Annotated in this window: 24 protein-coding genes; 5 read left to right on the top strand and 19 right to left on the bottom strand. The window is 61.4% G+C overall.

Features of this window, described 5'->3' with window-relative positions; translation table 11 throughout:
- The first annotated feature begins 7 nt into the window (after positions 1-7).
- Positions 8-856: a sn-glycerol-3-phosphate ABC transporter permease UgpE gene (ugpE, locus tag ACI2KA_RS20560; RefSeq protein WP_404504312.1), complete on the top strand. Its 849-nt coding sequence runs from the start codon at positions 8-10 to the stop codon at positions 854-856.
- Entirely contained in the window at positions 856-1,917 is a 1,062-nt protein-coding gene (locus tag ACI2KA_RS20565; RefSeq protein ID WP_404504313.1) for a sn-glycerol-3-phosphate import ATP-binding protein UgpC, read from the top strand. The genes ugpE and ACI2KA_RS20565 overlap by 1 nt, the downstream gene beginning before the upstream one ends.
- 64 nt (positions 1,918-1,981) lie before the next feature.
- On the opposite strand, the gene ACI2KA_RS20570 is transcribed toward ACI2KA_RS20565, so the two are convergent.
- The 9 genes from ACI2KA_RS20570 to odc2 all read right to left on the bottom strand — a co-directional run bounded on the left by ACI2KA_RS20570 (position 1,982) and on the right by odc2 (position 10,261).
- Positions 1,982-3,088 carry an acyltransferase family protein gene (locus ACI2KA_RS20570; protein WP_404504314.1) on the bottom strand — a complete coding sequence of 369 codons (1,107 nt, stop codon included), beginning with the start codon at positions 3,086-3,088 and terminating at the stop codon, positions 1,982-1,984.
- A gap of 269 nt (positions 3,089-3,357) precedes the next feature.
- The gene (locus tag ACI2KA_RS20575) at positions 3,358-3,801 is read right to left on the bottom strand and encodes a glyoxalase superfamily protein (RefSeq protein ID WP_404504315.1); all 444 of its coding nucleotides are present in this window, start codon (positions 3,799-3,801) and stop codon (positions 3,358-3,360) included.
- Positions 3,802-4,005: 204 nt separating this feature from the next.
- Entirely contained in the window at positions 4,006-4,692 is a 687-nt protein-coding gene (locus ACI2KA_RS20580) for an OmpW family protein (protein WP_404504316.1), read from the bottom strand.
- Entirely contained in the window at positions 4,689-4,949 is a 261-nt protein-coding gene (locus tag ACI2KA_RS20585; RefSeq protein WP_404504317.1) for a hypothetical protein, read from the bottom strand. The genes ACI2KA_RS20580 and ACI2KA_RS20585 overlap by 4 nt, the downstream gene beginning before the upstream one ends.
- A 31-nt stretch (positions 4,950-4,980) precedes the next feature.
- Positions 4,981-6,276 carry an MFS transporter gene (locus ACI2KA_RS20590; RefSeq protein WP_404504318.1) on the bottom strand — a complete coding sequence of 432 codons (1,296 nt, stop codon included), beginning with the start codon at positions 6,274-6,276 and terminating at the stop codon, positions 4,981-4,983.
- An 88-nt stretch (positions 6,277-6,364) separates the two neighbouring features.
- Positions 6,365-6,766 carry a MarR family winged helix-turn-helix transcriptional regulator gene (locus tag ACI2KA_RS20595; RefSeq protein ID WP_404504319.1) on the bottom strand — a complete coding sequence of 134 codons (402 nt, stop codon included), beginning with the start codon at positions 6,764-6,766 and terminating at the stop codon, positions 6,365-6,367.
- A gap of 93 nt (positions 6,767-6,859) precedes the next feature.
- Positions 6,860-8,101, bottom strand: a complete 1,242-nt coding sequence (locus ACI2KA_RS20600) for an MFS transporter (protein WP_404504320.1) — start codon at positions 8,099-8,101, stop codon at positions 6,860-6,862.
- Positions 8,102-8,307: 206 nt separating this feature from the next.
- On the bottom strand, positions 8,308-8,877 hold the full coding sequence (locus ACI2KA_RS20605) for a GNAT family N-acetyltransferase (RefSeq protein ID WP_404504321.1): 570 nt from the start codon (positions 8,875-8,877) through the stop codon (positions 8,308-8,310).
- Positions 8,878-9,127: 250 nt separating this feature from the next.
- Entirely contained in the window at positions 9,128-10,261 is a 1,134-nt protein-coding gene (gene odc2, locus ACI2KA_RS20610) for an ornithine/lysine decarboxylase (RefSeq protein ID WP_404504322.1), read from the bottom strand.
- A 538-nt stretch (positions 10,262-10,799) separates the two neighbouring features.
- Between odc2 and ACI2KA_RS20615 the strand changes: the two genes are divergently transcribed.
- Positions 10,800-11,693, top strand: a complete 894-nt coding sequence (locus ACI2KA_RS20615) for a LysR family transcriptional regulator (RefSeq protein ID WP_065117027.1) — start codon at positions 10,800-10,802, stop codon at positions 11,691-11,693.
- 251 nt (positions 11,694-11,944) lie between these two features.
- Here ACI2KA_RS20615 and ACI2KA_RS20620 read toward each other — a convergent pair whose 3' ends face one another.
- From ACI2KA_RS20620 to gap, 7 genes are all read right to left on the bottom strand, one after another.
- Positions 11,945-12,898 carry a substrate-binding domain-containing protein gene (locus tag ACI2KA_RS20620; protein WP_404504323.1) on the bottom strand — a complete coding sequence of 318 codons (954 nt, stop codon included), beginning with the start codon at positions 12,896-12,898 and terminating at the stop codon, positions 11,945-11,947.
- A gap of 72 nt (positions 12,899-12,970) precedes the next feature.
- The gene (locus ACI2KA_RS20625; protein ID WP_404504324.1) at positions 12,971-13,972 is read right to left on the bottom strand and encodes an ABC transporter permease; all 1,002 of its coding nucleotides are present in this window, start codon (positions 13,970-13,972) and stop codon (positions 12,971-12,973) included.
- 50 nt (positions 13,973-14,022) lie between these two features.
- Positions 14,023-15,546 carry a sugar ABC transporter ATP-binding protein gene (locus ACI2KA_RS20630; protein ID WP_404504325.1) on the bottom strand — a complete coding sequence of 508 codons (1,524 nt, stop codon included), beginning with the start codon at positions 15,544-15,546 and terminating at the stop codon, positions 14,023-14,025.
- Between the two features lie 182 nt (positions 15,547-15,728).
- Positions 15,729-16,352 (bottom strand): TetR family transcriptional regulator, encoded by a 624-nt coding sequence (locus ACI2KA_RS20635; RefSeq protein WP_404504326.1) that lies wholly within the window; start codon positions 16,350-16,352, stop codon positions 15,729-15,731.
- Between the two features lie 101 nt (positions 16,353-16,453).
- Positions 16,454-19,588 carry a multidrug efflux RND transporter permease subunit gene (locus ACI2KA_RS20640; RefSeq protein WP_404504327.1) on the bottom strand — a complete coding sequence of 1,045 codons (3,135 nt, stop codon included), beginning with the start codon at positions 19,586-19,588 and terminating at the stop codon, positions 16,454-16,456.
- Between the two features lie 12 nt (positions 19,589-19,600).
- Positions 19,601-20,788 carry an efflux RND transporter periplasmic adaptor subunit gene (locus ACI2KA_RS20645; RefSeq protein WP_404504328.1) on the bottom strand — a complete coding sequence of 396 codons (1,188 nt, stop codon included), beginning with the start codon at positions 20,786-20,788 and terminating at the stop codon, positions 19,601-19,603.
- Between the two features lie 381 nt (positions 20,789-21,169).
- Positions 21,170-22,177 carry a type I glyceraldehyde-3-phosphate dehydrogenase gene (gene gap / locus ACI2KA_RS20650; RefSeq protein ID WP_404504329.1) on the bottom strand — a complete coding sequence of 336 codons (1,008 nt, stop codon included), beginning with the start codon at positions 22,175-22,177 and terminating at the stop codon, positions 21,170-21,172.
- Between gap and ACI2KA_RS20655 the strand changes: the two genes are divergently transcribed.
- A complete protein-coding gene (locus tag ACI2KA_RS20655; protein ID WP_404504330.1) occupies positions 22,167-22,358 on the top strand; it encodes a hypothetical protein in 192 nt (63 codons plus the stop codon). The two genes, gap and ACI2KA_RS20655, sit on opposite strands and share 11 nt — an antisense overlap.
- Positions 22,355-22,984, top strand: a complete 630-nt coding sequence (locus ACI2KA_RS20660) for a TetR/AcrR family transcriptional regulator (protein ID WP_404504331.1) — start codon at positions 22,355-22,357, stop codon at positions 22,982-22,984. The genes ACI2KA_RS20655 and ACI2KA_RS20660 overlap by 4 nt, the downstream gene beginning before the upstream one ends.
- 18 nt (positions 22,985-23,002) lie before the next feature.
- Here the strand turns inward: ACI2KA_RS20660 and ACI2KA_RS20665 are convergent, their stop codons facing one another.
- The 3 genes from ACI2KA_RS20665 to ACI2KA_RS20675 all read right to left on the bottom strand — a co-directional run bounded on the left by ACI2KA_RS20665 (position 23,003) and on the right by ACI2KA_RS20675 (position 26,733).
- Positions 23,003-24,508: a diguanylate cyclase domain-containing protein gene (locus ACI2KA_RS20665; RefSeq protein WP_404504332.1), complete on the bottom strand. Its 1,506-nt coding sequence runs from the start codon at positions 24,506-24,508 to the stop codon at positions 23,003-23,005.
- Positions 24,509-24,673: 165 nt separating this feature from the next.
- Positions 24,674-25,498: a bifunctional allantoicase/(S)-ureidoglycine aminohydrolase gene (locus ACI2KA_RS20670; RefSeq protein ID WP_404504333.1), complete on the bottom strand. Its 825-nt coding sequence runs from the start codon at positions 25,496-25,498 to the stop codon at positions 24,674-24,676.
- A gap of 188 nt (positions 25,499-25,686) precedes the next feature.
- Positions 25,687-26,733 carry a class I SAM-dependent methyltransferase gene (locus ACI2KA_RS20675; RefSeq protein ID WP_404504334.1) on the bottom strand — a complete coding sequence of 349 codons (1,047 nt, stop codon included), beginning with the start codon at positions 26,731-26,733 and terminating at the stop codon, positions 25,687-25,689.
- Between the last annotated feature and the right edge of the window lie 100 nt (positions 26,734-26,833).

Below are 26,833 nucleotides of genomic sequence, written 5' to 3' on the forward strand. Positions count from 1 at the left end.
ATTTCCCATGATTGAAAACCGCCCCATTGCGCGCGTCATCGCCCATCTGATGCTGGTGCTCGGCATCATCATCGTGGCCTTCCCGATCTATTACACCTTCGTCGCCTCCTCCATGACGTCGACGGATATCATCCGCCCGCCCATGTCGCTGCTGCCCGGCGACCATCTCGGCGCCAATTACGCCGAGGCCATGGCCGGCGGCGTGGAGCGCGTCGTCGGCGTCAGCCTCGAGCGGCTGCTGTTCAACAGCTTCGTGGTGGCGCTCGCCATCGCCATCGGCAAGATCGTCATCTCGTTCCTGTCGGCCTTCGCCATCGTCTTTTTCCGCTTTCCCTTCCGCATGGGCTTTTTCTGGATGATCTTCATCACGCTCATGCTGCCTGTGGAGGTGCGCATCCTGCCCACCTACAAGGTTATCGTCGATTTGGGCCTGATCGACACCTATGCGGGGCTGACGCTGCCGCTGATGGCGTCGGCGACCGCCACCTTCCTGTTCCGGCAGTTCTTCCTGACCATTCCCGGCGAGCTGGTCGAGGCGGCGCGCATCGACAATGCCGGTCCCTTCCGCTTCATGCGCGATATCCTGCTGCCGCTGTCGAGAACCAATATTGCAGCACTTTTCGTGATCCTGTTCATCTATGGCTGGACCCAATATCTCTGGCCTCTGCTCGTGACCAACGACGCCAAGATGAACACGATCATCATCGGCCTCAAGCGCATGGTGGATTTTACCGACGCTTCGACGCCCTGGAATTATGTGATGGTGACGGCGATCCTCGCCATCATCCCCCCGATTATCGTTGTGGTGCTGATGCAGCGCTGGTTCGTCAAAGGTTTGGTGGAGACCGAGAAGTAATGGCAAAAATCGCGCTGAAAGACGTCCGCAAGGTTTATGGCGGCAATGTCGAGGCCATCAAGGGCGTGTCCATGGACATCGCCGACGGCGAAATGATCGTGCTCGTCGGCCCGTCCGGCTGCGGGAAATCCACGCTGCTGCGCATGATCGCCGGTCTGGAGAGTATTTCGGGCGGCCAGATCGTCATCGGCGACCGCGTCGTCAACGATCTCGAACCCTCCGACCGTGACATCGCCATGGTGTTCCAGAACTATGCGCTTTATCCGCATATGACGGTGCGGCAGAACCTTGCCTATGGCCTGAAGAACCGCAACACACCGAAGGAGGAGATCGAGCGGCGCATCACCGAGGCGGCCAAGGCGCTGGAAATCGAACAGTTCCTGGAGCGCAAGCCGCGCCAGCTTTCCGGCGGACAGCGCCAGCGTGTTGCCATGGGCCGCGCCATCGTGCGCAAGCCGGCGGCTTTCCTGTTCGACGAGCCGCTCTCCAACCTCGACGCCAAGCTGCGCGTGCAGATGCGGGTGGAAATCCGCCGCCTGCAGCGCTCGCTCGCCACGACAAGCGTTTATGTCACTCATGACCAGATGGAGGCCATGACACTGGCCGACCGGCTGGTGGTGCTGAATGCCGGCCGTATCGAGCAGATGGGCACGCCGATCGAGCTTTATGAAAAACCGGCAACCACCTTCGTCGCCACCTTCATCGGCTCGCCCTCCATGAACCTTCTGGCTCACGGTGCGGCATCGTCCAACGGTTCGGCCGGCTGGTCGGTGAATGACGCTGCCGCGCTGCCGCAGACGGTCGCCACGCTCGGCATCCGCCCCGAGGACATCACGCTTGCCGAGGAAGCTCCTGCGGATGCCGCCTTCACCGGCACCGTACAGGTGGATGCCGTGGAGCTGGTGGGCGCGGAAAGCTACGTGCATGGCTCGTTTGCGGATGGCACCACCATCGTCTTTCGTGTTCACGGCCGCTCACGGCTGCGCATCGGCGAGACGCTGAAGATCGCCGCGCAGACGAAAGATTTCCACCTCTTTGATGCGGCGGGAAAACGCATCTAGAGCCCGCGGATGAAAACAATGTCCGTACCGGCATGGCCGCTTGTTGCGCCATGCCGGGCCGATGTCACGCGGATGACGGAACGGGAAGGGACGACTGGCGGGCGGCAAGTTTCTTGCCGAATTTCTGGCTTGGCAACTCGATGAAACGGTGGCTCAGATACGCCATGATCACCGTCACGATCGCGGTCAGAACGACAATGACGTGAACGGGATAGGGAGCCAGCCGCCGATAGGGAAGAAGATGTTCCACGATCGGCTGGGCGACAGGTCCGAGCAGATAGACGGAGTAGCTGATGGTGCCCAGCCAGACAAAAGCCGGGTGGGTGATACGAAGCTTCGTCGTGAAGAGCACGAACAGCGCCATGCCGGCATAATAGGCGATCGTATAGCGATACCAGGTCTCGCCAAACCCCATATCCACATTGTAGCTGAGAAGGCTGACAAGCGGTACGGCAAGCACGACGAGCAGGGACGTGGCCGCAACGAGCCGCCGCAGATGGGTGCAGGCCTTCGCGTCTGCACCGTGGCGCCATAACAGCCCCCAGAACATGACGGTCAGCCCAAGCGGGATCGCGACCGGCAGCTTGATGCCCATGGCATAACGCCCAGCCGCCATGGCGATCGTGCAAAACAGGAAGAACATCACCGCGCCGACCGCACCCTCCGGCTTATGCAGGAGCCTGAGATGGAACATCAACGCGCTGGCGAGGTAGAACAGCATCTCTATCTGCAGCGTCCAGTAAACGCCAAGAATATTCTCCTGTCCCAGAAACTGCTGCAGCATGGTGATATTGGCGAGAATCTGGGTCAGCGTGAACATGTCTCCCCGCACGAGCGGAATGAGGGCCAGCGCCAGGATCATCGATCCCCAATAAGCGGGGTACAGCCTGAAAAACCGCGACACCGCAAAATCGCGCAGCGGCGCCATGTTCGCTTTCAGCAGGGAAAACGGAATGACAAAACCGGAAACGGCAAAGAACATCACAACGGCAATTTTGCCGATATCGAAATATTCCGTCAAAAAAAGAAAGAGGTAATATTCATAGGAATTCGACGTCAACCCATTCCTATACGCAACTTCAGAAACATGAAAGTATATGACAGTTATTGCAGCCACACCCCTGATGGAATCGACGCAAATCAAACGCCGAATATCGCGACATGCGCCCATAAACACCTCTGAAATTATTTATAAAACTGTAATAATTATCGATTTAGCAAACTATACTTCTGGTTTAGAGCAGATTGCAACAAGTTGGATCGTTTTTTCTTGTTTCAGCGCCCCCCCGTCGCCAACACGAAGAACGGACACTCCGCCACACGGCCGCAGCCTGCACCTTATGGTCATTCCGATGCGAAAACCGCATTCCGACGCCTGGCCGGAACGCGGTGCGGCAAATGTCGTCAGGGTGTGAAGCCTGCGCTCATGGGCGGCCCAGCCTACCAGACAAGCTCCACCTGCGGCCGGCCGTTGGAGGTCTTCTCCACCGTGCGCCCGGAGGCGTCGACGTTGCAGTGAACCCGCTGCCGGAAAGCGGAAAAGCTTTCGAAGGTCACCACATCCACCGGATCATCGAGATGCAGGGTCAGGCGATAGCGCTCCGGATCACCACCGAGCGCCTGCACGCCGAGAACCGAGGCCACGAAGGGCTGGCCAAGATAAAAGCCTTCAATCCGCGAACCAAGGAGATAGGGATTGAAGGCCGGGCGGTTTCCGGCAGCCGCGTGCAGGGTGTTCCAGTCGCGGAAACCATATTGCGCGGCGATGAGTTCCAGCGCCTTCGAGTGGGTGATTGTCTGCCCCTGCTCCTCAAGGGCGGCACGAAGCCGTTTTGCCTGTTCCTTCAGGCCCTCAAGCGCGGGAAGCGGTTTGGACACGTTCATAACGGTTCTCCAACATGCGCATGCCGAATTTTACGAAGGGGTCCGCGTTGCCATCGACGACATGCAAAACATGGGATGACCGTTATCAAGAAAGAGCTTCACCAGGGGCACAAACGCCTGCGGACGGCCGGGGCTCTCTGCCCGTGCCGTCCCTATAGCCGAGAAAACGCCGCCCGTCAAAGGCGGCGCGTCTTTGCACCGCCATCAGAAACGATAGGTGATACCCGCACCGATCAGCCATGGATCGAGCTTCGCCTTGCCGCTGATCGGCGTCCCGCCCAGTTCGGCCGTCCAGTCGGTCTTCAGGAAGATTTTCTTCACGTCGAAGTTCACGCCCCAGTGCTCGTCCAGCATATAGTCGAAACCCACCTGCACGGCGGCGCCGAGCTTGTTTTTCACATCCAGATTGCTGAAGCCGGGCTTTTCGGACTGGTTATAGAACAGCGAATAGTTCACACCCGCGCCGATATAGGGTTTGAAAGCGCCGAAATCGGTGAAGTGATATTGCAGGGTCAATGTCGGCGGCAGCAGCCATGTCTTGCCCACCGGTGTTCCGGCGAGGACGCCCTCACCGTTGATCCTGGCATAGGTCGTGCCGAGAATAAGCTCGGCGGCGAAATTCTCCGTGAAGAAATAGCTGATATCCAGTTCCGGGATCACGGTATCCGAATAGGACAGGCCCGCACCCGGGACGCCATCAACGCTGCCGCTGTCATGGGTGATGACGCCGAGGCCGCGCACGCGCAGCATCCATGGGCTTGCCGCCGCAATCGCCTCTTCCGCGGTGGGAGCCGGCGCTGCCGGAGCCAGATCCGCAGCCATGGCACTGGCAGACATCAGCATTGCCGCCACCCCGGCAAGCAAGGCGATTTTTTTGTTTCTGTTCGTCATTCCATCTCTCCTATTGCACGCCGCGACCCGGCAAACCCCGGCAACCGGCCGATGACGGCGGGCCTGCGAATCCTCACCTGCCGCACCTGATCTGCGGCCACTATGGCGAAGGGAAAGGCAAGCCGATTGAGATGGATCAAACGTGGATGCCAATGGTGTCTGCGACCAGCAAAGCCGCGGGCATCGTGACAATTGCGCAACAGAAGCGCCGCCGAGGGCACGCACATCACGCCCATGGCGGACAGGAGGACGCGCATCCACGTGTCCTCCGCCGCGCCTCTTGGCCGCTTATGCCGCCTGAGGTTTCAGTGTGGCGGACCCCGGCTTCCTGAGAAGCAATACCGAGACCGCTGCGATCATGCACATCAGGCCGGCGATCTGCAGCGCAGGCATATAGGTGTCGAAGTCGCTCTTGAAGAAACCGGCGCCGAAGGCGGCGGTGGCGGCCCCCAGCTGATGGCCGGCAAAGACCCAGCCGAATACCAGCCCCGCCTTTTCACGGCCGAAATTTTCGGCGGCCAGCTTCACCGTCGGCGGCACGGTCGCCACCCAGTCCAGCCCGTAAAATACGGCAAAGACCGAAAGCTCGACGAAACTGAACCCGGAAAAGGAGAGATATAGCAGGGAGAGGCCGCGCAGACCGTAAAACCAGAACAGCAGGAAGCGATTGTCGAAACGGTCGGAAAGCCAGCCCGCGAAGATCGTGCCGAAGAAATCGAAGATACCGATCACCGCCAGCGTGCCCGCCGCCGTGACCGCCGCCATGCCGAAATCACCGCAGATCGAAATCCAGTGGGTCTGGATCAGACCGTTGGTGGAAAGCCCGCAAACGAAGAATGTACCGAACAGCACCCAGAAGACCGGATTGCCGGAGACGCTCTTCAACGTCAACAGCGGTGAAACCAGCGTGGCGAGAAGATTGTGATCCTGCTTCGGCGGCTTCACCACCGCCGTTTCGCCATAAGCCGGCAGGCCGATATCGGCGGGGTGATCACGCATCAGAAGCAGCACGAGGATCATGGCGGCGGCAATCACCGCGACGGAAAGTGTCAGGGCCGTCCGCCAGCCATAGGCCTCGGTCAGCGCCGCCAGAAGCGGCAGAAAAACCAGCTGGCCGGTCGCGTTGCTCGCCGTCATCAGGCCGATCACCAGTCCGCGGCGCTTGGAAAACCAGCGCGTCGCAACCGTGGCGCCCAGCACCAGCGCTGTCATGCCGGTGCCGACCCCGATCACCACGCCCCATAGCAGCAGCAATTGCCAGACCTCGGTCATGAAAAAGGAGGCGACAATGCCGCCCATGATCAGTGCGAGCGCCGTCGACACCACCTGCCGAATGCCGAAATGGTTCATGAAGGCGGCGGCAAAAGGCCCGAGCAGGCCGAAAAGCACCAGCCTGACGGCCATGGCGGAGGAAATATCGGCGATATCCCAGCCGAACTCCTGATGCAGCGGCTGGATCATCACCCCTGCAGAGCCCATGGCGCCGGCAGTGGCCAGCATGGTTAGAAAGGTGGTGGCGGCAACAAGCCAGCCATAATGCAGGTTTCTGCCGGCCATCCAGCGGGCAAGGCGTGTGGAGAGCATGTTCAAGGTCCCTTTCCAGCGGCCTCAGGCTGGTGATTGCGGGTATATACCCAACTTTACGGGCAGATACCCGTATTACGATGAAAAATTACAGGGCTGCGAGCAGTTCCTGCAATTGCGCGGTCTTTTCCGGCCCCAACCGGGCTTCGATTTCGTCCTGCACCCTGTCCCAGAGCGGCGCGCCCGTCTTCAGGATCGCCTGCCCCACCTCCGTCACGGTCAGCATCGCCTCCCGTTGATCCTCGCCGTGGCCGATCGCCACCAGCCCCATGCGCGCCAGTACCCTGGCATTGCGGCCGACGGTGGAGCGATCCAGTTCCACCCGCGCGGCTAGATCGGTGAGCGACACCGGCGCGGTACGGTTGATGTTCCGCAACAGGCTGAACTGGCCGATATTGACGCCAAGCGGCGCCAGCGCCTCGTCATAATAGGACGAGACCTTGCGGGATGCTTTGCGCAACAGAATGCAGTGGCAGCTATCGTTTGGCATTTGTCTCGGGTATATACCCGCAATGCCTCTGATGCAAGGGCTGTCGAGCAGGCATTCACACATGGCCGCGGCAAGGCGGGCCACATGCTTATTTCAAAAGCGTAGCCGGAAGAAACCATATATCGCCAGAACCACGCTGATCGATGCCCCGATCAGATAGGGCAGATGCAGCGCGGCGATGCGGCCGAATGCCGGCTCGGCAAGGCTGACGAGCAGGCCTGCGGCAAGTGCGCCGAACGACATCGCGCCCCAGCCGAAGAACCGGTAAACGGAATTGACACGGCCGAGCAGCGCATCCGGAATGAGCCTTTGCCTGTAACTGACCGTCACCACATTCCAGAGCATGCCGGCTGCGGCCTCGAAAAACAGGCCCAATGCCACCAGCGGCACGGAACCGGAAAGGCCGAGCGCGAGATTGAACAGCGCGAAAATGCAGAGCACCAGAACCAGGCTTTTCCGGGCGCCCAACCGGCGGGCAAGCCAGGGTGAGGTCAGCCCGCCAAGAACGCCACCCGCCGCGCCGCATGTCAGCAGCACGCCATAGGCTGCCGCCGACAGCTGCAGAACCTCCTGAGCGTAAAGGACGAGGATCGTCATTCCGCCGACGAAGACCGCATTGATAATGCCCAGCATGAGGGCAAGCCGCAGGATCATTTTATGGCGCCGCATCCAGCCCAACCCTTCCAGCAAAGCCGGCCAGAAGGCAAAGGTGCCGGATGGCTTGCGCGGCGGCAAAACGATCAGCCAGATCAGCAGGGCCGATACCGCGTAAAACCCGGCATCCAGCCCGAAGGGAAAGGCAATGCCGGCGGTAATCAGCAGGCCGGCCAGTGGCGGCCCGATGAACTGCCCGGTGACCTGTTCGGCGCTCCACATCTGGCCATTGGCATGTTCAAGATCGTTGGCGGCAACCAGCGACGGCAGGATCGTCTGCGCCGCATTGTCCCGGACGACCTCGGCGCAGCCAAGCAGGAAAGCGATCACCGCCAGCGAAAAAATCGCCGTCATACCGGCATCCGCCGGCCGAGGAAGCGCCGTGGTGGCGGAAATCATCGCAACCGCGCAGATCATCAGCGCCAGCCGGACCAGATCGGCCCGCACCATCAACAGACGCCGGTCGCTCCGATCCGTCCAGACACCGACGGGAAGCGCAAAAAGCAGCCACGGCATCCGCTGCGCCACCGCAATCATGGAGATCAGCAGCGGATCGCTTGTCAGCATCGTGGCAAGCCAGGGTATCGCCACCATGGATATGCCATCGGCAAGATTGGATACGGCGCTTGCGGAAAAAAGAAGACGGTAGTCGCGATTTACCCGAAGAAGAGTTGCCTGCATGCCTGATCCCCGCAGCTGAACATCACACCGGAGAACTTGCGGGCCGACGCAATTATCTGACAGGCATTACAATATTGCCCAGCCTGCGAAGCGGCATCCAATCCGATATCGCAGCTTTGCATGAAAGACCATGTTGCGGAAACAGAATTTACGGCGGTCCAGGTCTGGCCGTTCAACCGGACCGGACCACCGGCATTACGTTCGGCTCAGGCCGAGAGCCTGCGGCCGCTCGCGACCAGAAGACCGGCAGCGCCTTCCAGCCAGCCGGCTTTCAGTTCCAGCGCCAGGAAACGGCTACGCTCGAACGGGCCGGGCATGATCAGATGCTGCGCCTTGTCGGCGAAAAAGCCGAAACGCTCGTAATAGGGCGCATCACCCACCAGAAGGATGGCGCCATGGCCGCGTCTGGTGGCTTCGGCAATGGCGGCGCGCATCAGTGCCGAACCGATGCCCTTGCCCTCATGGGCGGAATCGACGGCCAGCGGACCGAGCAGCAGCGCTTCGACGGCGCGGCCTTCGCGCGAAATGCCGGCTTCGACATTCCACAGGCGCACCGAGCCGATGACATGACCGTCCTCATCGCGGGCGACCAGCGCCAGGCCTTCGGCCGGAATGCGGCCGGCGCGCAGCTTTTCGGAAGACTTGCGGCGGCGGCCCTCGCCCATGGCGCGGTCCAGCAGGGTCTCACGGGCAACGACATCGCCCGGATTTTCCTGATCGACATGAAATGTCTGCGGCGTGAAAAATGCCCGTACCGAATTCAAAAGAGCGGCCATCTCTCGGCCCTCCCTCACACAACCGCCCACACGCGGCCCTTGATGAAAATTGGTGAACCGTTCCGGCCCGCCGACACGCTTTCCTCGGCTGGAAGAGGTGCAGCAAGCAGGGATTTGCGCAACAGCACAATCGGCAGGGCCGGAACGGAAGCTTGGTCGAGACGCCGCCCCGTTCAGCGGGCGGCGTTCGGACTTTTTGACCTGCGCATCGGGTTTTCCGAAAACCGCGTTACGCCTTTCGGCCCGATGCTTAGATGACGTAAGCCTTGAGCGGCTCGAAGCCATTGAAAGCAACCGCCGAATAGGTCGTCGTATAGGCGCCCGTGCCTTCGATCAGAACTTCGTCGCCGATGGTCAGAGAGACCGGCAGCGGATACATGTTCTTTTCATACAGCACGTCGGCGCTGTCGCAGGTCGGACCGGCCAGAACGCAGGGTTCCATCGCGTCCTGATCGCGCTCGGTGCGGATCGGGTAACGGATCGCCTCATCCATCGTTTCGGCGAGACCGCCGAACTTGCCGATGTCGAGGAACACCCAGCGGTGGTTGTCATTGTCGGACTTGCGCGAGACAAGAACGACTTCCGCCTTGATGACGCCGGCATTGCCGACCATGCCGCGGCCCGGCTCGATGATCGTCTTCGGGATCTGGTTGCCGAAGTGCTTGCGCAGCGCCGTGTCGATCGCCTGGCCGTATTCTTCGGCAGCCGGAACGTCGCGCAGGTACTTGGTCGGGAAACCGCCGCCCATATTGACCATCTGCAGGTGGATGCCCTGCTTGGCGAGCGATGCGAAGACGCGCTTGGCATCGGCGAGCGCCGCATCCCATGCGTCGAGGTTCATCATCTGCGAGCCGACATGGAAGGACACACCGTAGGACTCAAGGCCGAGCTGATGCGCATAGACCAGAACATCGACGGCCATCTGCGGCACGCAGCCGAACTTGCGCGACAGCGGCCATTCCGCACCTTCGCCATCCGTCAGCACGCGGCAGAAGACGCGCGCGCCGGGAGCGGCACGGGCAACCTTCTCGACTTCCTCATGGCTGTCGACGGCGAAGAGATCGATGCCGAGCGCATAAGCGCGTGCAACATCGCGTTCCTTCTTGATGGTGTTGCCGAAGGAGATACGGTCAGCCGTTGCACCGGCATCGAGCGCCATCTGGATTTCAGCCACGGAGGCGCAATCGAAGTTGGAGCCGAGCGACGCGAGCAGCTTCAGGATTTCGGGAGCCGGGTTTGCCTTCACGGCATAATAGATCGCGCTGTTCGGCAGGGAATGCCGGAACGCGTTGAAATTGTCGCGCACGACGTCGAGATCAACCACGAGGCAAGGGCCTTCGGGACGTCGGGTCTTGATGAAGTCGAGAATGCGTGCAGTCGTCATCGATATATTCCCTATAAAACCGGCTCCGGAAAAATCCGGAGGACAAAGGACGCTCGAGATATGCATTCGAATCAGCCGGTGGAGGCGCAGAATCGATAGCATACGCTCAAGGCGCGAATGTGAACGACGCCCTGCCAGAGCATCATTCGGCTTTGTCTGCCATCGATTGGAGGGATTGACCCGACCGCACTTCAGGCAATGATGGTGTGCCTCTTCAGTACCCCGGCTGATGGAGAGCCGGCAGAGAACCAGAAAGGCCCGCACCGTCGTTGCTTTCATATGTCCTCGCATTTCCCGGTTGGCCGGAATAGCGACTGGAGGGGTTAGTTCCAGGTACCTTACCTAAATCCTCACCACATCGAGGACTCGGCGGACACACATGGGCACGTGCGACTTTGGGCAGCACGGGAGATAAGAATATTCGCAGTCATAATCAAGAGGATTTTTTCATCAGGGAGCGGATTTTTTCGGCAATGGATTTGGGGTTGAACAGTCGTCCCCCAGCGTTCAATTATATGGAACGAACTGGAGGATTTTCATGGACACGCTGACCCGCATCCGCGCCTTTATCGATGTCGTCGAGGCGGAGGGTTTTTCAGCCGCCGCACGCAAGACCGGACGCTCCAAGGCGCTTCTGTCCAAATATGTCCGTGAACTGGAAGATGATCTCGGCGCGCTGCTCCTCAACCGTACCACCCGGCAGTTTTCGCTGACGGAGGCTGGGCACACCTATTACCGCACCGCCTCCGACATATTGAAGGAGATCGACAACCTCGCCGATCTGGTGCGCGAGAAGAATGCCGATCTCAAAGGCAAGCTCAGGATTTCCGTTCCCCGCACCTTCATCGATGCCGATGTCGGCCAGAGCCTGATCGATTTCGCCAAGGAAAATCCGGAACTGTCGCTGGAAATCGTTGCCGAGGACCGGTTTGTCGACCTGATCGAGGAGGGTTTCGATCTTGCCGTTCGAATCACGCGGCTGGAGGATTCGGGCCTCATTGCCCGCAAGCTTTCCGATTTCCGGGTCTATGCGGTGGCGACGGCGGATTTCGTGGCGCAGCACGGGCCGCTCGACGGGCCGCAGGATTTCTCCCGCGTTCCTTTCATCATCGATACCAATACGCGTTTTCACAATACGGTGCGGTATCTGGAGCCGGATGGCGGCTCGAATTCGGTCACCATCAGCGGACCGATCGAGGTCAACAGCCCCCAGGCGACGCTGCGCGCCGCCCGCGCCGGCCTCGGCATCGCCATGGTTCCGGATTTCATCGCCCGGCCCTATATCCAGTCCGGCGAACTGGTGACGCTGTTCGACGATTATATTTCCAAGGACCGCGGCATCTACGCGGTCTATCCGCACCGCCGCTATCTGCCCGCCAAGGTGCGCAGCTTCGTGGATTATCTTTCCGCGTGGTTCAGGAAGAACGGGTGAAGAGTGGAGAGCCGGATGGCTCTCACCGAGCGCCCCTCCGTCAGCCGGACTTGATCCGGCATCCAGCCACGGCGCGTCTGCGCCGTGAGAAGAGTCTCTTGCGATCAAGGATTTGATCGCGCTGGACCCCGGATCTAGTTCGGGGTGACGGTGTGCGGATGCAACAGCCTCACTAAAACCTGATCTCTGCAAGTTTTTCCACCCGCCTAAACGCCCGCCCTGCAGCGGGCGTCGCATGGCCGGACCCCTTATCAGAACGGCGAATCCGGGAAGTAGAACTGCGCGGCATTGTCCTTGGTGATGAGCGTCGCATCGAGAATATACTCGCCGGCAACCGGCACCTGATCGTAAAAATGGCCGGCCGTCAGCTGCATGGCGGTCGCCACCATCGCTGGCGGATAGAGCACGTCGACCGGCACAAGCTTGTCGCCGTCCATGACCTTCTTGATCATGTCCTTGGAGCCGGCGCCCGCGACGATATACTGGACATCGGTGCGGTTCGCCTGCTGGATCGCCTCCAGCACGCCGATCGCCATATCGTCATCCTGGCACCAGACCACGTCGATCTTCTTGTATTTGGTCAGATAGTCCTGCATCACGCGGAAGGCGTCGTCGCGGTTCCAGTTGCCGTATTGCCGGTCGAGAACCTTGACGTTCGAGCCGGCGATGCCCTTGTCGAAACCGTCCTGACGCTGCTGGTCGATCGGGATCGGCAGGCCGCGAATGACCACGACTTCGGCATCCGGCGTCGTCTTCTTGATGTATTCGCCAGCCACCTGGCCAAGTGCGGGGTTGTTACCCGCGACATAGAGATCGCGGATGGAATTGTCGTTGACGCTCGGCGCGCGGTCGACCAGCGCAACGAAGGTACCCTTGTCCTTGATCTCCTTGATGGCGTTGACCAGCGGATCGGGATCGGACGGCAGCACGACCAGAGCGTCCAGCCCCTGCACCGCCAGATCCTGCAGCGCGTTGGCCTGATTGGCGGCGTCCGGCGAGGTCTTCACGATCACATTGAGGCCGGGATGTTCCTGCATCAGCAGCTTCGCCACGCGCTCGGCATGATAAACGACGCCCGCCGTCCAGCCGTGGTCGGCAGCCGGAATGGAGACGCCGATCGTGACCTTCTTGTCCTGCGCATGGGCCGAACCCGCCAGCACCGCGGCCAGCGCGGCAAAGGCCACGCCGATGAATTTTCTACGCATAGTCTCTTTCCTCCCAAGACCGGGGCGTTCCTCCTTCAACCGCACCTGCCCCACACGGCGCGGCGTGATACGTCACCTGCGGCTGAGCGAGCGCTGCACCAGCATGGCGATGATGATGATGGCGCCCTGAATGGCGCCGATCAGATATTCGCTGACGAAGTTCGACAGGATCATGATGTTGCCGACAATCTCCAGAATGAAGGCGCCGCAGATCGTGCCCCAGATACGCCCTACCCCACCGCGCAGCGCCGTGCCGCCGACGACGACGGCGGTGATGGCCTGCAGCTCCCACAACATGCCCGTTGTGGCCGAGGTGGAGGCGAGGCGCGGCACATACAGCAATACGGCGACAGCAACGCAGAGCCCTTGCACCACATAAGCGATGGTGCGCACCCGCGCGACCGAAATGCCGGAGTAACGCGCCACATCCTCGCTGGAGCCGACCGCTGTCAGATGCCGGCCGTAACGGGTACGGTACAGCACGAAGGCGGCGATGGCGGCCGTCACGAAAATCACGATGACCGGCACCGGCACGCCGAAGACATTGCCGAAATAGACCGGGCGATAAAGCGTCTGGATTTCCGGGTTGCGCAGCGTGATGGCACCGCCCTGCGACAGCCATGTGGTCAAACCGCGATAGATACCCATGGTGCCGAGCGTGGCGATGAAGGGTTCGATGCGGCCGATGGTGGTGATGAGGCCGTTCGTCAGTCCGCAGGCCGCGCCGATGGCGAGCGCGAGCGCCATGGCGGCCAGCAGCATCAGAAGCGGACTGGCGATGACGCCGCTGTTCATGAACAGGATCATCAGGCTGGCGACGAAAGCCACCATGGCGCCCACGGACAGATCGAGCCCGCCGGATGTGATGACGTAGGTCGCGCCAAGCGCGATGATGGCGATGAAGGCGCTGCGGGTGATGACGTTCAGGAGATTGTCGATGCCAATGAAATTGGGATTGGCGATGGTGCCGAGGACCAGAAGCAGGGCCAGCGCCACAAACGGCGCCACGGCGCGCAGATCCCAGTCCTTCGAGGTCTTCGGCGTCTTGCCGTTATCAAGTGCGGCCTCAGTCATGTTTCCCCTCAATTGTCTTTTCTCAGGCCCTGTTCAAAGGACACGCCGCCTCAGGCGAATTCCTGCGTGTGAACGCCCGTCGCCAGCGCCACGATGTCGTTTTCCGTCATGCGCTCGCCCGTCACCTCACCGACGATCCGGCCCGAACGCATCACCAGAATGCGGTCGCAGATGCCGATCAGCTCGGGCATTTCCGAAGAAACGACGATGATGGAGCGCCCCTCCTGCGCAAGCCCGGCGATAAAGCGGTAGATTTGCTCCTTGGTGCCGATGTCGATGCCGCGCGTCGGCTCGTCGATGATGACGATGGACGGATCGAGGAGCATCATCTTGGCCAGAAGCAGCTTCTGCTGGTTGCCGCCGGAAAGCTGGCCCGCCAGCAGATCCTTGCGGCCGGTGCGGATATCGAAGTCGCGCACGGCATCGTCAAGCGCCGCCGTCTCGCGGCGGGTATCGATCTGGAACAGCCGGCTGAATTTTTTGAGCGAAGCAAGCGTCAGATTGACCCGCAGATCCTTGGCAAGCAGCAGACCCTTGCCCTTGCGATCCTCGCTCAGATAAACGATTCCGGCCTTCAGGCTGTCTTCCGCCTTGGCGAAACTGACCGCGCGTCCCAGGTGGCGCACCGTTCCCCGCCCGGCCCGCAGGCCCAGCACGCCCTCCATCAGCTCCGTCCGGCCCGCCCCGACAAGACCGGCGAAACCGAGGATTTCGCCCTTGCGCAGGCGGAAACCGGCATCCTGCGCATAACCGGGAACGTTAAAATGCTCGACCTCAAGAACCGGCTCGCGTTCACCGCCGGCGTGCCGGTCGGGATAGAGTTTCGCCACATCCCGCCCCACCATCAGCCGCGCCATATCGGCCGGCTCCAGCTCTGAGGCCGGATGCGACGCGACCAGCCTGCCGTCGCGCAGCACCGTCACCCGGTCGGCAATCTCCTTCACTTCCGGCAGACGATGCGAGATATAAAGCACGGCCACACCCTTCGTCCGGATGTCGCGGATGACGTTCAGGAGCGCGTCGGTTTCGATGGGCGTAAGGCTCGCGGTCGGCTCGTCGAAAATCACCACGCGATGCGGCACCAGCAGAACCCGGGCGATCTGCACCAGCTGCCGCTGGGCAATCGACAGGCTGCCGACAATGGCGTCGGGATCGATCGAGCCGCCGAGATCGCTAACGGCCTTGCGCGCACCATCGCGCATGGCGCGGTCGTCCATCATCGGACCTTTATGCAATTCGCGGCCGAGATAGATGTTCTGTGCCACCGTCAGATCCGGCGCCAGCAATATTTCCTGATGCACGAGAACGATGCCGCGATGTTCGGCATCCACCGGCCCACTGAGCGCCACGGCGTCGCCATCGATGTGGATTTCGCCGCCCGACGGCTTCTCATTGCCCGCCAGCAGCTTCATCAGCGTCGACTTGCCGGCGCCGTTCTCGCCGATGATGGCGTGAACCTCACCGGCGCGCACGGCGATCTCGATATCCTTCAGAACCTGAACCGGCCCGAAGGATTTCGACAGCCCGACCGTCCGGACAAGAGCCGGGGCTGAAATTTCGTCAGCAAAAGCCATGCGCCGTCACCGGCAGCCGGTGAGAACGGACGGTTTTTGCCCCTCGATTTTCCTTGAAGCGACCATGAGCGAACTCCTCCCAAAGCTCGAAGAAGAAGCTAACGTCCGTTTTGAGGTACGTAAAGCAAATTTCGCTCGTCTTTTAGAATACACTGAAATTTGACCGGTGCGGCGGCCTTTCATCACCGCGACGCGGGACGCTGGAACCCCTTCATGAGGCGATGCATGGCCTCGGCGCCTTCCTTCACCAGATCGAACCGTTTCCCGAACAGCAGCCAGTCTGAACACATGCCCTTCAGCAGCCAGTAGAGCGCCCCGAGCGCCGATTCCGCCGTCCAGTTGTCGTTGAAGGCGCCTTCCGCCTGCGCCCGCTCGAAGGCCTCCTCGAGCAGCCGCTTGTGGTAACGGTCCAGCTCCTCCTGCGCCCGCAGCACGGGGGCGAACTCGTCGGAATAATTGGTGCGCAGGCTGATGGTCATGATGCGCTGGCGCTGTTCGTCTGCGGCCAGAAGCGCCAGCCAGTTGCACGCCGCCTCCTCGATCTTGGCCAGCAGGGCGGCCCCCTTGAGATCGGGATCTCCGAAATCGAGCAGGTCCGATTCCGGCAAGGTGACGGATTCGTAAAGGCCGATGAAAAGGTCGGCCTTGCTGGAGAAATGCCAATATATCGCCCCGCGCGTCACCCCGGCGGCGGCCGCCACCTCGTCCAGCGAGCTGTTGGCCACGCCTTTCTTGAAGAATACCCGCTCGGCGGCGGCAAGGATCGCCTGACGCGTCTCTTCCGCCTCGGCCTTGGTACGGCGCATCGCAATATCTCCTTCAGTCGTGGCACGGCGCTTTCGCACCGTGCCGCTTTGCAATGCCGGAACCATCGATCCGATGAAACCGGCGGCCTTCCCATCCCGTTTTATTCCGCCGGGGATACGGCGTCAGCAGCAATCTCATTGTTCTTCTTGCGATCCCCGAAAATCTTCATGACAAAGACGAAGAAGACGGGAACGAAGAAGATCGCAAGGATCGTCGCCGAGATCATGCCGCCAAGCACACCGGTGCCGATGGCGTTCTGGCTCGCCGCACTGGCACCCGACGCAATCGCCATCGGCAGCACGCCGAGCGAGAAGGCGAGCGAGGTCATCAGAATCGGCCGGAAGCGTAAGTGCGCCGCCTCCACCGTCGCATCATAGGTGGATTTGCCCTCCGCCCGCAAATCCTTGGCGAATTCGATGATCAGGATCGCGTTTTTCGCCGAAAGACCGATGATGGCGACGAGGCCGACCAGGAAGTAGACGTCGTTCGGCATGCCGCGCATCATCACCGCCGCCACCGAACCGATGACACCAAGCGGCACCACCAGCATGACGGAAAGCGGAATGGACCAGCTTTCATAAAGCGCCGCCAAAAGCAGGAAGACGAACAGCACGCTGAGGCCGATCAGCGCCGGCGCCTGCGAGCCGGACTGGATTTCCTGCAGCGACTGGCCGGTCCATTCGAAACCGAAACCGCTTGGCAATTCGCCCGCCAGACGTTCCATTTCGGCAATCGCGTCACCGGAGGAGTAACCGGGCGCCGACTGGCCGCCGATACGGATCGCCGGATAGCCGTTGTACCCCACCACCTGCGAGGGGCCGCGCACCCATTCCACCGTGGCGAACGAGCTCACCGGCACCATGCCGCCATTGGCGTTGCGGACGTTAAGGTGCAGCAGGTCCTCGGTCTTCATGCGCTGGCCCTGCTCCGCCTGCACCGTCACGCGCTGCATGCGGCCGGCATTGGGGAAGTCGTTGACGTAGGACGACCCCATATTGGCCGAGATGGTGGCGTTGATGTCGCTGAAGGTCACACCGAATGTATTGGCCTTTTCACGGTCGATGATGAGATTGACCTGTGGCGAATCCGGCATGCCTTCGACGCGCAGGCCGGCGAGGATCGGGCTTTTCTGTGCCGCCGCCATCAGCTGCGCGCCGGCGGCACTCAGCGCCGCCTGCCCGGCACCCGCGCGGTCCTGCAGGCGGAAGGTGAAGCCACTGGAATTGCCGAGACCCTGAATGGGCGGCGGCGACAGCGTGAAGGCCATGGAACCCGGCAGGCCCCACAGCTTGCCGTTGATGCGTTGCGCAATGGCGGATGCGGAATCCTCCGGCCCGCGCTCACTCCAGTCCTTCAGCGTCGCGAAGGCGAGACCGGCATTCTGGCCGGAACCGGAGAAGGAGAAGCCCGAAACCGCAATCACGCGATCGACCGCCGGTTCCGCCAGGAAGATCTTTTCGATTTCCTGGATGGATTGCAGGGTGCGCTCGCTGCTGGCTTCCGCCGGTGCCTGGATGTCGACGATCAGGTAACCCTGGTCCTCGTTGGGCAGGAAGGAGCTCGGCAATTGCATATAGGCCCAGCCGAGACCGGCAAGCAGCGCCGCATAGATGACCATGAAGCGGCCGGAACGCTTGATGATGCTGCCCACCGACGCGGAGTATTTGTGCGAGGCCTTGTCGAAGCCGCGGTTGAACCAGCCGAAGAAACCTTTCTTCTCGTGGTGCCCGGCCTTGATCGGCTTCAGGAACGAAGCGCAGAGCGCCGGCGTGAGCGACAAAGCGAGGAAGCCCGAAAACAGGATGGAGACCACCATGGTCAGGCTGAACTGCTGGTAGATGATGCCGACCGCGCCGGGGAAGAAGGCCATGGGCACGAACACCGCCGTCAGGACCAGCGTGATGCCGATGATGGCGCCGGAAATCTGGCCCATCGCCTTGCGGGTCGCCTCCTTCGGCGACAGATGCTCTTCCGCCATGATGCGCTCGACATTTTCCACCACGACGATCGCGTCATCGACGAGGATGCCGATGGCGAGAACCATGGCGAACATGGTGAGCACGTTGATCGAGAAACCCGAGACATACATGATGGCGCAGGTGCCGAGCAGCGCCACCGGCACCACCAGCGTCGGAATGATGGTGTAGCGGATGTTCTGGAGGAAGACGAACATCACCACGAAGACGAGGATGATCGCCTCCACCAGCGTGTTGATCACCTTCTGGATCGAGATTTTCACGAAGGGGCTGGTGTCGTAGGGAATTTCATATTCCAGACCGGGCGGGAAATACCGCGACAGCTCCTCCATGGTGGCGCGCACGCCATCGGAGGTCTGCAACGCATTGCCGGTGGGCGACAGTTGCACGCCGATGGCCGCACTGGGTTTGCCGTTCAGGCGGCTGGAAAAGGCGTAGCTTTCGCCGCCGACTTCCACCCGCGCCACATCGCGCAGCCGTACGGACGAACCGTCCGGATTGGCGCGCAGCACGATGGCGCCGAATTCCTCCGGCGAGGTCAGCTGGCCCTGCACGTTGACGGTGGCTGAAATCTGCTGGCCGATCGGGTTGGGCGAGGCGCCTATGCGGCCCGCCGCGACCTGCGAGTTCTGCGCCTGAATGGCGCCGATGACGTCGGACGAGGTCAGGCTGAGGCCGAGCATCTTGTCCGGGTCCATCCAGATGCGCATCGAGCGCTGGGTGGCGAACAGCTGGGCGCTGCCGACGCCCGGCACGCGGCGCAATTCGCCGAGCACGTTGCGGCTGAGATAATCACCGAGACCGATCGCGTCGGTATTGCCGTCGACGGAGGTGAGCGCCACCATCATCAGGAACGAGGTGCCGGCCTGTTCGACGCGCAGGCCCTGCTGCGTGACCGCCTGCGGCAGACGCGGCTGGACGCGGGCGATGCGGTTTTGAACCTCCACCTGCGCTTCGCCGATATTGGTGCCCGGCGCGAAGGTGACGTTGATGGAAATGCTGCCGGACGATTCAGAAGTCGATTCGAAATAGAGAAGACCCGGAACCCCGTTCAGCTCTTCCTCGATGGGACGCGTGACGCTCTGGTAGATATCCTCGGGCGCGGCACCGGGATAGTTGGTGCCGATCGAAATCTGCGGCGGCGCCACATTCGGATATTGCGCAATCGGCAGCATGGGAATGGCGAGCAGGCCCGCCAGCATGATGAAGATGGAAACGACCCAGGCAAAAATGGGCCGATCGATGAAAAAACGTGCCATTAAAATCGGTCCTTATTGCTTTGCAGCCGGGGCCGCACCTTCGCTGCCGGCGGCGGTGACCTCCGGCTCCGCGGACCACGGCTCGGGCTTCACCTTGGCGCCCGGCGCGGTCTTCTGGAAACCTTCGGCAACGACACGGTCACCATCCTTCAGGCCTTCGGAAATTACCCAGCGGTCGCCGATGGAGCGGCCGACGCTGACGCGCCGCTGTTCGACCGTGTCTTTGGCATTGACGACAAGCACGCTCGCCTGCCCGCCCGCATCGCGCTGCACCGCCTGCTGCGGCACGGCAAAGGCCGCCTTCTGGATGCCCTGCTGGATCTGGACGCGGACATACATGCCCGGCAGAAGATCGCCGTTCGGATTGGGAAATTCGCCGCGCAGCGTCACCTGGCCGGTGGTTTCATCCACCGCCGCTTCGGAAAACAGCAGGCGACCGGAAACAGGGTAACGGCTGCCGTCATCAAACAGCAGGTTGACTTCGGCCTCGTTCGGGCCGGTCATCAGCTGGCCGTCCTGCAGGGCCTTGCGCAGGCGGATGAGGTCTGCCGCCGGCTGAGTGAAGTCGGCATAGATCGGATCCAGCTGCTGGATCGTCGCCAGGCTTTCCGAACCGGTGGCGCTGACCAGCGCACCTTCGGTGATGCGCGCCCGGCCGATGACACCGCTGATCGGCGCCTTCACATCGGCATATTGAAGATTGAGCTTTGCTTCCGCGACCCCCGCCTCGGCAACCGCCACCTCGGCATCGGCCTGCGCCAGCTGGGCGATGGCATTGTCGAATTCCTGTTGCGAGCCGACATTGGAACGGCGCAGCTGCTGCTGCCTGTCGGCCGTCTGCCGCGCCTGCAGCTGCGCGGCCTGCGCCCGGCGCAACGTGCCTTCGGCGCTGTCGACGCGCACCTGGAACGGCGCGGGGTCGATCCGGTAGAGAACATCGCCCTCCTTCACCAGCGACCCCTGCTCGAACACCCGCTCGACGATGATGCCGGAGACGCGCGGACGCACCTCGGCAAGCCGCGTCGGCGCGATGCGGCCCGGCAACTCGTTGGTGATGGGCAGTTCTTCCTGCTTCACGGTCACGACCTTGACCGCACCGGGTGGCGGCGCGCCGGGCGCGGAGGCCTGCTCGTCGCTACATCCGACCAGAACGATGCCCGTCAACAACACCGCTACGATCTGCCCCAATCTCTTCGCCATTCTGCGCTCCGAATCCATAAAATAGGTCACATTTACATACATACTAAGACGTATGTAAAATTTCGGCAATAAAATTGTTGCACCGCAAAAGCCGTCTCACGCGCTTGTGAAGCTGCGTGAGACGGTGTGGAGCGGCATTGCGCTGAGGGGAAATGGGAAGCGGAAGCGAACTGGCGTTGGCGCAAGGACATCGAGCAAAGGTCCCGAGGCGGACACCCGGGTAAATCAAAACCCGGGGACCCTGCTTCACCATGCACGGGCGCATCCCGAGCATCTGCGACCTTCCGACCAGATGGAGCCCTGGCGGTCCCAGGGACGAGCCCGAGGACGAGGGAAACCGTCCCGACAGCCGCAGCCGTCAATTTCGGTATCTATAACAGCCTATCTGGCCAGAAAAATATGCGCCGCCATATCGAGGCAGCGGCAGGCATAACCCCATTCATTGTCGTACCAGGCGACCAGCTTGGTGAGGCCGCCCTCCGTCTGCATTCCCGCCAGCGCATCGACGATCGAGGAATGCGGATTGCCGCGCATATCCGTGGAGACGACGGGTTCGTCGCAATAGGCGAGAATGCCACGCATGTCGCCCGCCGCCCGTGTGCGGATCATGGCGCAGATATCGCTGTAGGAGACCTTGTCCCGCAACCGGCATGTCAGGTCGATCATGGAGACGTCAGAGACCGGCACGCGCACCGCCAGGCCGTTGATCCGCCCGTTCAGTTCCGGCACCACCCGCCCCACCATGCGCGCAGCCCCGGTCGTTGCCGGAATGATGTTTTCCAGGATGCCGCGGCCGAAACGCCAGTCCTTGCGGGCGACGCCATCCACCGTGTTCTGGCTGGAGGTCGTCGCATGAACCGTCAGCATCAGCGCTTCTTCGATACCGAAGGCGTCGTTCAGCGCCTTGGCGAGCGGCGCCACGCAATTTGTCGTGCACGAAGCGTTCGAGACGATGGTTTGCCCGGCATAACCACCGGCATTGACACCCATCACGAAGACCGGCGTATCGTCATCCGGCGGCGCCGAGATCAGAACCTTGGCTGCACCAGCGGCAAGATGCCCTTCCGCCGCCTTTTTGGTCAGGAAGAAACCGGTCGATTCGATGACGACATCGACGCCCACGCCGGCCCAGCCGATTGCGCCCGGTTCCCGCTCGCTGAAGGCGCTCACCGGCCTGTCGTCGATGACAAGCGCATTTTCCGATGTCGCCACGGTGCCCGGAAAGCCGCCATGCACGCTGTCATATTTGAGCAGGTAAGCGAGATGATCGATCGGCAGCAGATCGTTGATCGCCACGATCTCGACATCGTCCCGCGCCATCGCGGCCCTTAGAACCGTGCGGCCGATGCGGCCGAACCCGTTAATGCCGATACGGATTTTGTCAGTCATCGATTGTCCTTTTAATCGTGAAGCAAAGGCGGCCATTCCCCGCCCAGGCGGCCTGCCGGGCATGCCGCGCCTGCGCGCCGCCGCCCTGCCCGAAGGGATTGTTTTCCATGCCGCTTATTTTTATACTAGACCGCACAAAAATACGGCGCAACGAATTTATTGCGAAACGGTACAAAAATGAACGAGAAGTCCGCCCGGGGCCGCCCCCGCCAATATGACACCGACGCCGCACTCGGTGCGGCGCTTACCGAATTCCGTCGCCACGGCTATACCGCCACCTCGCTCGACCATCTGTCGGAAGCGACGAAAATGGCGCGGCCAAGCCTTTACGCGGCCTTCGGCAACAAGCGCGCCATCTATCTGCGGGCCATCGCGCATCACATCGCGGGGAGCACCGAACGCCGCAACCATGCGCTCTTCGCCGTGCCGTCGCTCGCACAAGCGCTCGACGATTATTTCATGATGATTGTTGCGATCTATTCGGAAGGGGATGATTACCCGCTCGGCTGCCCCGTGCTCAGCGTCATCACCGGCGAAGCGACCGCCGATCCGGTGATGGGAGCGGAACTTTCCGCCGCCCTCGGTCGCACGGATGCGCGGTTCCGCCAGCGGCTTGCGACAGCGCGCGATGGCGGCCAGCTGCCGCCCGAAAGCGATATTGATGCCGTCGCCGACATGCTCGCGGCCCTGCAGCACAGCCTTGCCCAACGCGCCCGGGCCGGAACGGCGCAAACCGACCTCGAGCGTATCGCACGCCGCAGCATTGCACTGCTTCTCAAGGCGGCGGGCGCCAGCCCAACATCCTAGCCGCCCTCGCCTGCCTGTTCAGAACAGGCGTTTCAGCGGTGCGGCGTCCGGCTGCGGACCGCTCGTCGTCGTGTCGCTATTGTCGGCGGACCTGCTGCGAAGAGCCGCATAATAGGCGTTCTTCTGCTCGTACATGTTCATATCGGCCCGGCGCACCAGCGATTCCATCGTCTCGCCGGCCTCGCTGGTCGCCACGCCCAGCGACAGGCTGAGCGGCGCGCTGGAATAGAACTGGTTGTTGATCTTCAGCAGTTCATAAACCGTCTCGACCATGGCGGCGGCAATCTGCCTGTCGGCGCCGGGAAGAAGGATGGCAAATTCGTCCCCGCCGATACGGGCGGCATGGTTCGGCGCGGTCACCACGCCGTTCAGCACCTCGCCCACCCGCCGCAACAGGGCGTCGCCGGCATCGTGGCCAAGCTTGTCATTGGCATCCTTCAGGCCGTTCAGATCGATGACGATGGCGGAAACCGGCCTGAGCGCACTGCGCTCCAGCCGGTTCAGTTCGTCCGAATAAAAGGCGCGGTTGTGCAGCTTGGTCAGCACGTCATGCTTGCCGAGATATTCGAGATAGGCTTCCGCCTTCTTGCGCGCAGTAATATCCGTCAGCGCCACCTGCACCAGCGACCAGTCATGCTCATGGCCGGGGAAGACGGAAAAATGCAGGAGAACGTGCCGCTCCGAACCGTCAAGCGCGTAGTTCACCACCTCGCGATGGTGGGTGAGATTGCCGTTCCAGAGCTCCATCAACTGCTCGCGGAACGGCTTTTCCATCTCGCCGCGGAAAATGTCGCCAAGCCGCTGCAGCAGCACCTGCCGGTCCGGCGCGCAGAACAGGTCGAGCGTCGCACGGTTGACGTCGATGACGCGGATCTCGCGCATGCATTGCCGCACGAATTCGGGATGCACATCCATGAACACCCGGAAATCGACGATACCGCGATCCCTGACCTCCTCAATCAACCGCCGCACGCGGCTGAAATCTTCCACCCACAGCGAGACCGGCGAATGTTTGAACATGCCCTCGGCATAACGGCGGTTGAAAAGCTCCTTGCGGCGGGCCTCTTCCCGCTCCGTCACATCCTCGGTGGTCAGAAGCAGCCGGCCGAGCGTGGCTTCGTGGCCGGGGATGACCGCGCCGCGCAGCTGGATATCGAGCCGCCTGCCGCCGATCGAATAATTCACCGCATTGCTGGTAAATTCAGTCCTGCCCGCCCAGAGTTCGGACAGCTCGTTGACATGGCTTTCCAGCATGTCATCGCGAAAAATCCGGTGCAGATTGTCAATGAGATGCGCCTGGTCGCGCGCCTCGAACAGTTCCAGCGTCTTGGCGTTGACCTGGATGACGCGGATTTTCTGCGAGCAGGCTGCCACCCGCGACAAATCTTCCAGCAGAAATGCCCGGATATCCTCGACCCCATCCGCCCGCCAAAGATCGAACTGGCGCTTTACCTCGCTGAAATCCTCGATCCACATCGCCACCGGCGCAAGATTAAAGACGTTGGTATCGATCGTATCACTCATACGGTCAGTTTCTCTGAATGAACGCGGCAAATGCAGGAATCGCACGGGCCAGCGATGGCCGGCGGCTTGATCCGATTTATTAGAGATATTCGATTTAACGCAAGCATTTATCGCGCAAGCCGCCGGATTGCGCGATAATTCGTGGGTTTTGCCGGTGGATGCCCGTTACCAGAGCTTCACGTGGCGGTTCACATCCTTGTAAAGCAGGTAACGGAACCGGCCCGGCCCGCCCGCATAACAGGCTTGCGGGCAATAGGCGCGCAGCCACATGAAGTCGCCGGCCTGCACTTCCACCCAATCCTCGTTCAGCCGGTAGACGGCCTTGCCTTCGAGCACATAAAGGCCGTGTTCCATCACGTGGGTTTCCATGAAGGGAATGGTCGCGCCCGGCTCGAAGGTAACGATGTTGAGATGCATGTCGTAGCGCACGTCTTCCGGATCGATGAAACGTGTCGTCGCCCATTTTCCGTCCGTATCCGGCATGGCGGACAGGGCGTTGTCATCTTCATGCGTGAAAATCGCCGGCGGTGGCTCAAGCCCGTCGACCGCCTGAAACGCCTTGCGCACCCAGTGGAACTTGACCGGCGCCTTGCCGGAGTTCTTGACCTGCCAGGGCGCGCCAGCCGGCAGGAAGGCAAACGAGCCCTCCCGCAGGGCATGCTGCGCACCCTCGAACGCCACGGTCATCTCGCCTTCGACGACGAAGATCGCCGCCTGCGCCCTGTCATCCGGCTCCGGCCGGTCGCTGCCGCCGCCCGGCTGCACTTCGACGATATATTGCGCGAAAGTCTCGGAAAAACCGGTCATCGGCCGGGCGATGATCCAGGCCCGCGTGCCGGTCCAGTGCGGCAGCACGCTTGTCACAATATCGGACATCACGGTCTTGGGGATGACCGCATAGGCGGTCTTGAAAACAGCCTTGCTCGACAGCAGTTCCGTCTGCCCCGGCAGACCGCCCATATCCGAATAATATCTCTTCATCTCAGCCATTCCATTCTGCAACGCATTCGGCGCGGATTCTTAGGCCCGCGACGGGGTTTAATCAAATGGTTATTGGCCGGGGACGGGTGACGGAATGGAGTACGCCGTCGCCACGCCTTTCTTCTCCCCGGCGGGGAGAAGAAACAAGCGACATGCATTCGCTTCCCGCGAAGGAACAACGAACGCAGCCTTCCATCTCAGCCCTTCTTACGCATCGTGGCATAGACGATATTGTGGTTCTCGCCGAAGAACACCTCCGCCTCGATTGTCGAAGGATCGGCGCTGGCATTGACGATGCGCCACATATCCGCCTTCGAGCGCAACAGCAGCGCCCAGTTCATGAAGGTCTCCATATAACCGTCGACGACGATGTCCTCGGAGAAATTGGCGAAGAGGAACATGCCACCGGGTTTCAGCATCTCCATGCAACGCCGCGTCAGCTTGATTGCCACGCGGTCGTTCAGATAATCGTAGAGGCCGGCCGCATAGACCAGATCGAAGGTGCCGAGTTCCTGCGTGCGCAGCACGATATCGCGCACCGAACCATCGACCGCCTCGACGCCACGACCGCCGAAATCGCGGGCGACGGAGCCGACGCTGAGCGGGTCCTGGTCGAGCGCCACCCAGCGCTTGATCCCGCCTTCTTTCAGCGCCACCGAAGCATCCGCCTCGCGCAGATGGCCGGAGGCGATGGTGAGGATTTCCGTCTCGTCACCGTGCCGGGCGGCGGCCTCGTCCACGAAGCGCGTCAGCAGATCGCGCCGCTCGCGCACGGCGACCGAGGAACTCGCATCCCTGGTATAATCGTAAAGCGCAGCCCCGAGCGGCGAGGCCTTCCCCACCAGTTCGGCGATGCTGTCGTGACCATAGATGAAATCAAGCAGCTGGGCATCGCCGGAATATCCCCTCGGCTTTTCAAACGACCACCGGGTGAAGGGATCTTCGAGAAACCGCTCCGAAACGGAGTGATTCTGCACCAGCGGAATCAGTTCCGCCCACACGCTTGAGTGGAGTTTATCTCTTAGACCATGCAGCGCGCCCGCCGTTCGATGTATTATCTCACGCGCCGAAACGCCATTGGCGAATTGCTGCTGTGCCAATTCGAGAATGATGGCAGCCTCTGCTTTCGCAACTGCGAACTGCTCATCGAATGTTTCCGTTCTGCGCGCAAAAATCTCTTTTGCGACAGTATCCGGGGTGATCAGACTTGCCCCGTCCAGATTTTTCTTCTTTACCCGCACCACGTCAGCCTCCAGTATTAACACATTGTTAACTATACGTTTCTGGGAGCCGGAAGGCCACTCGCTTTCGATTTTTGAGCGGTGTAGGGATAGATTAGTACAT

The organism is Agrobacterium sp. NPDC089420, assembly GCF_044900305.1.
Taxonomy (GTDB): domain Bacteria; phylum Pseudomonadota; class Alphaproteobacteria; order Rhizobiales; family Rhizobiaceae; genus Agrobacterium.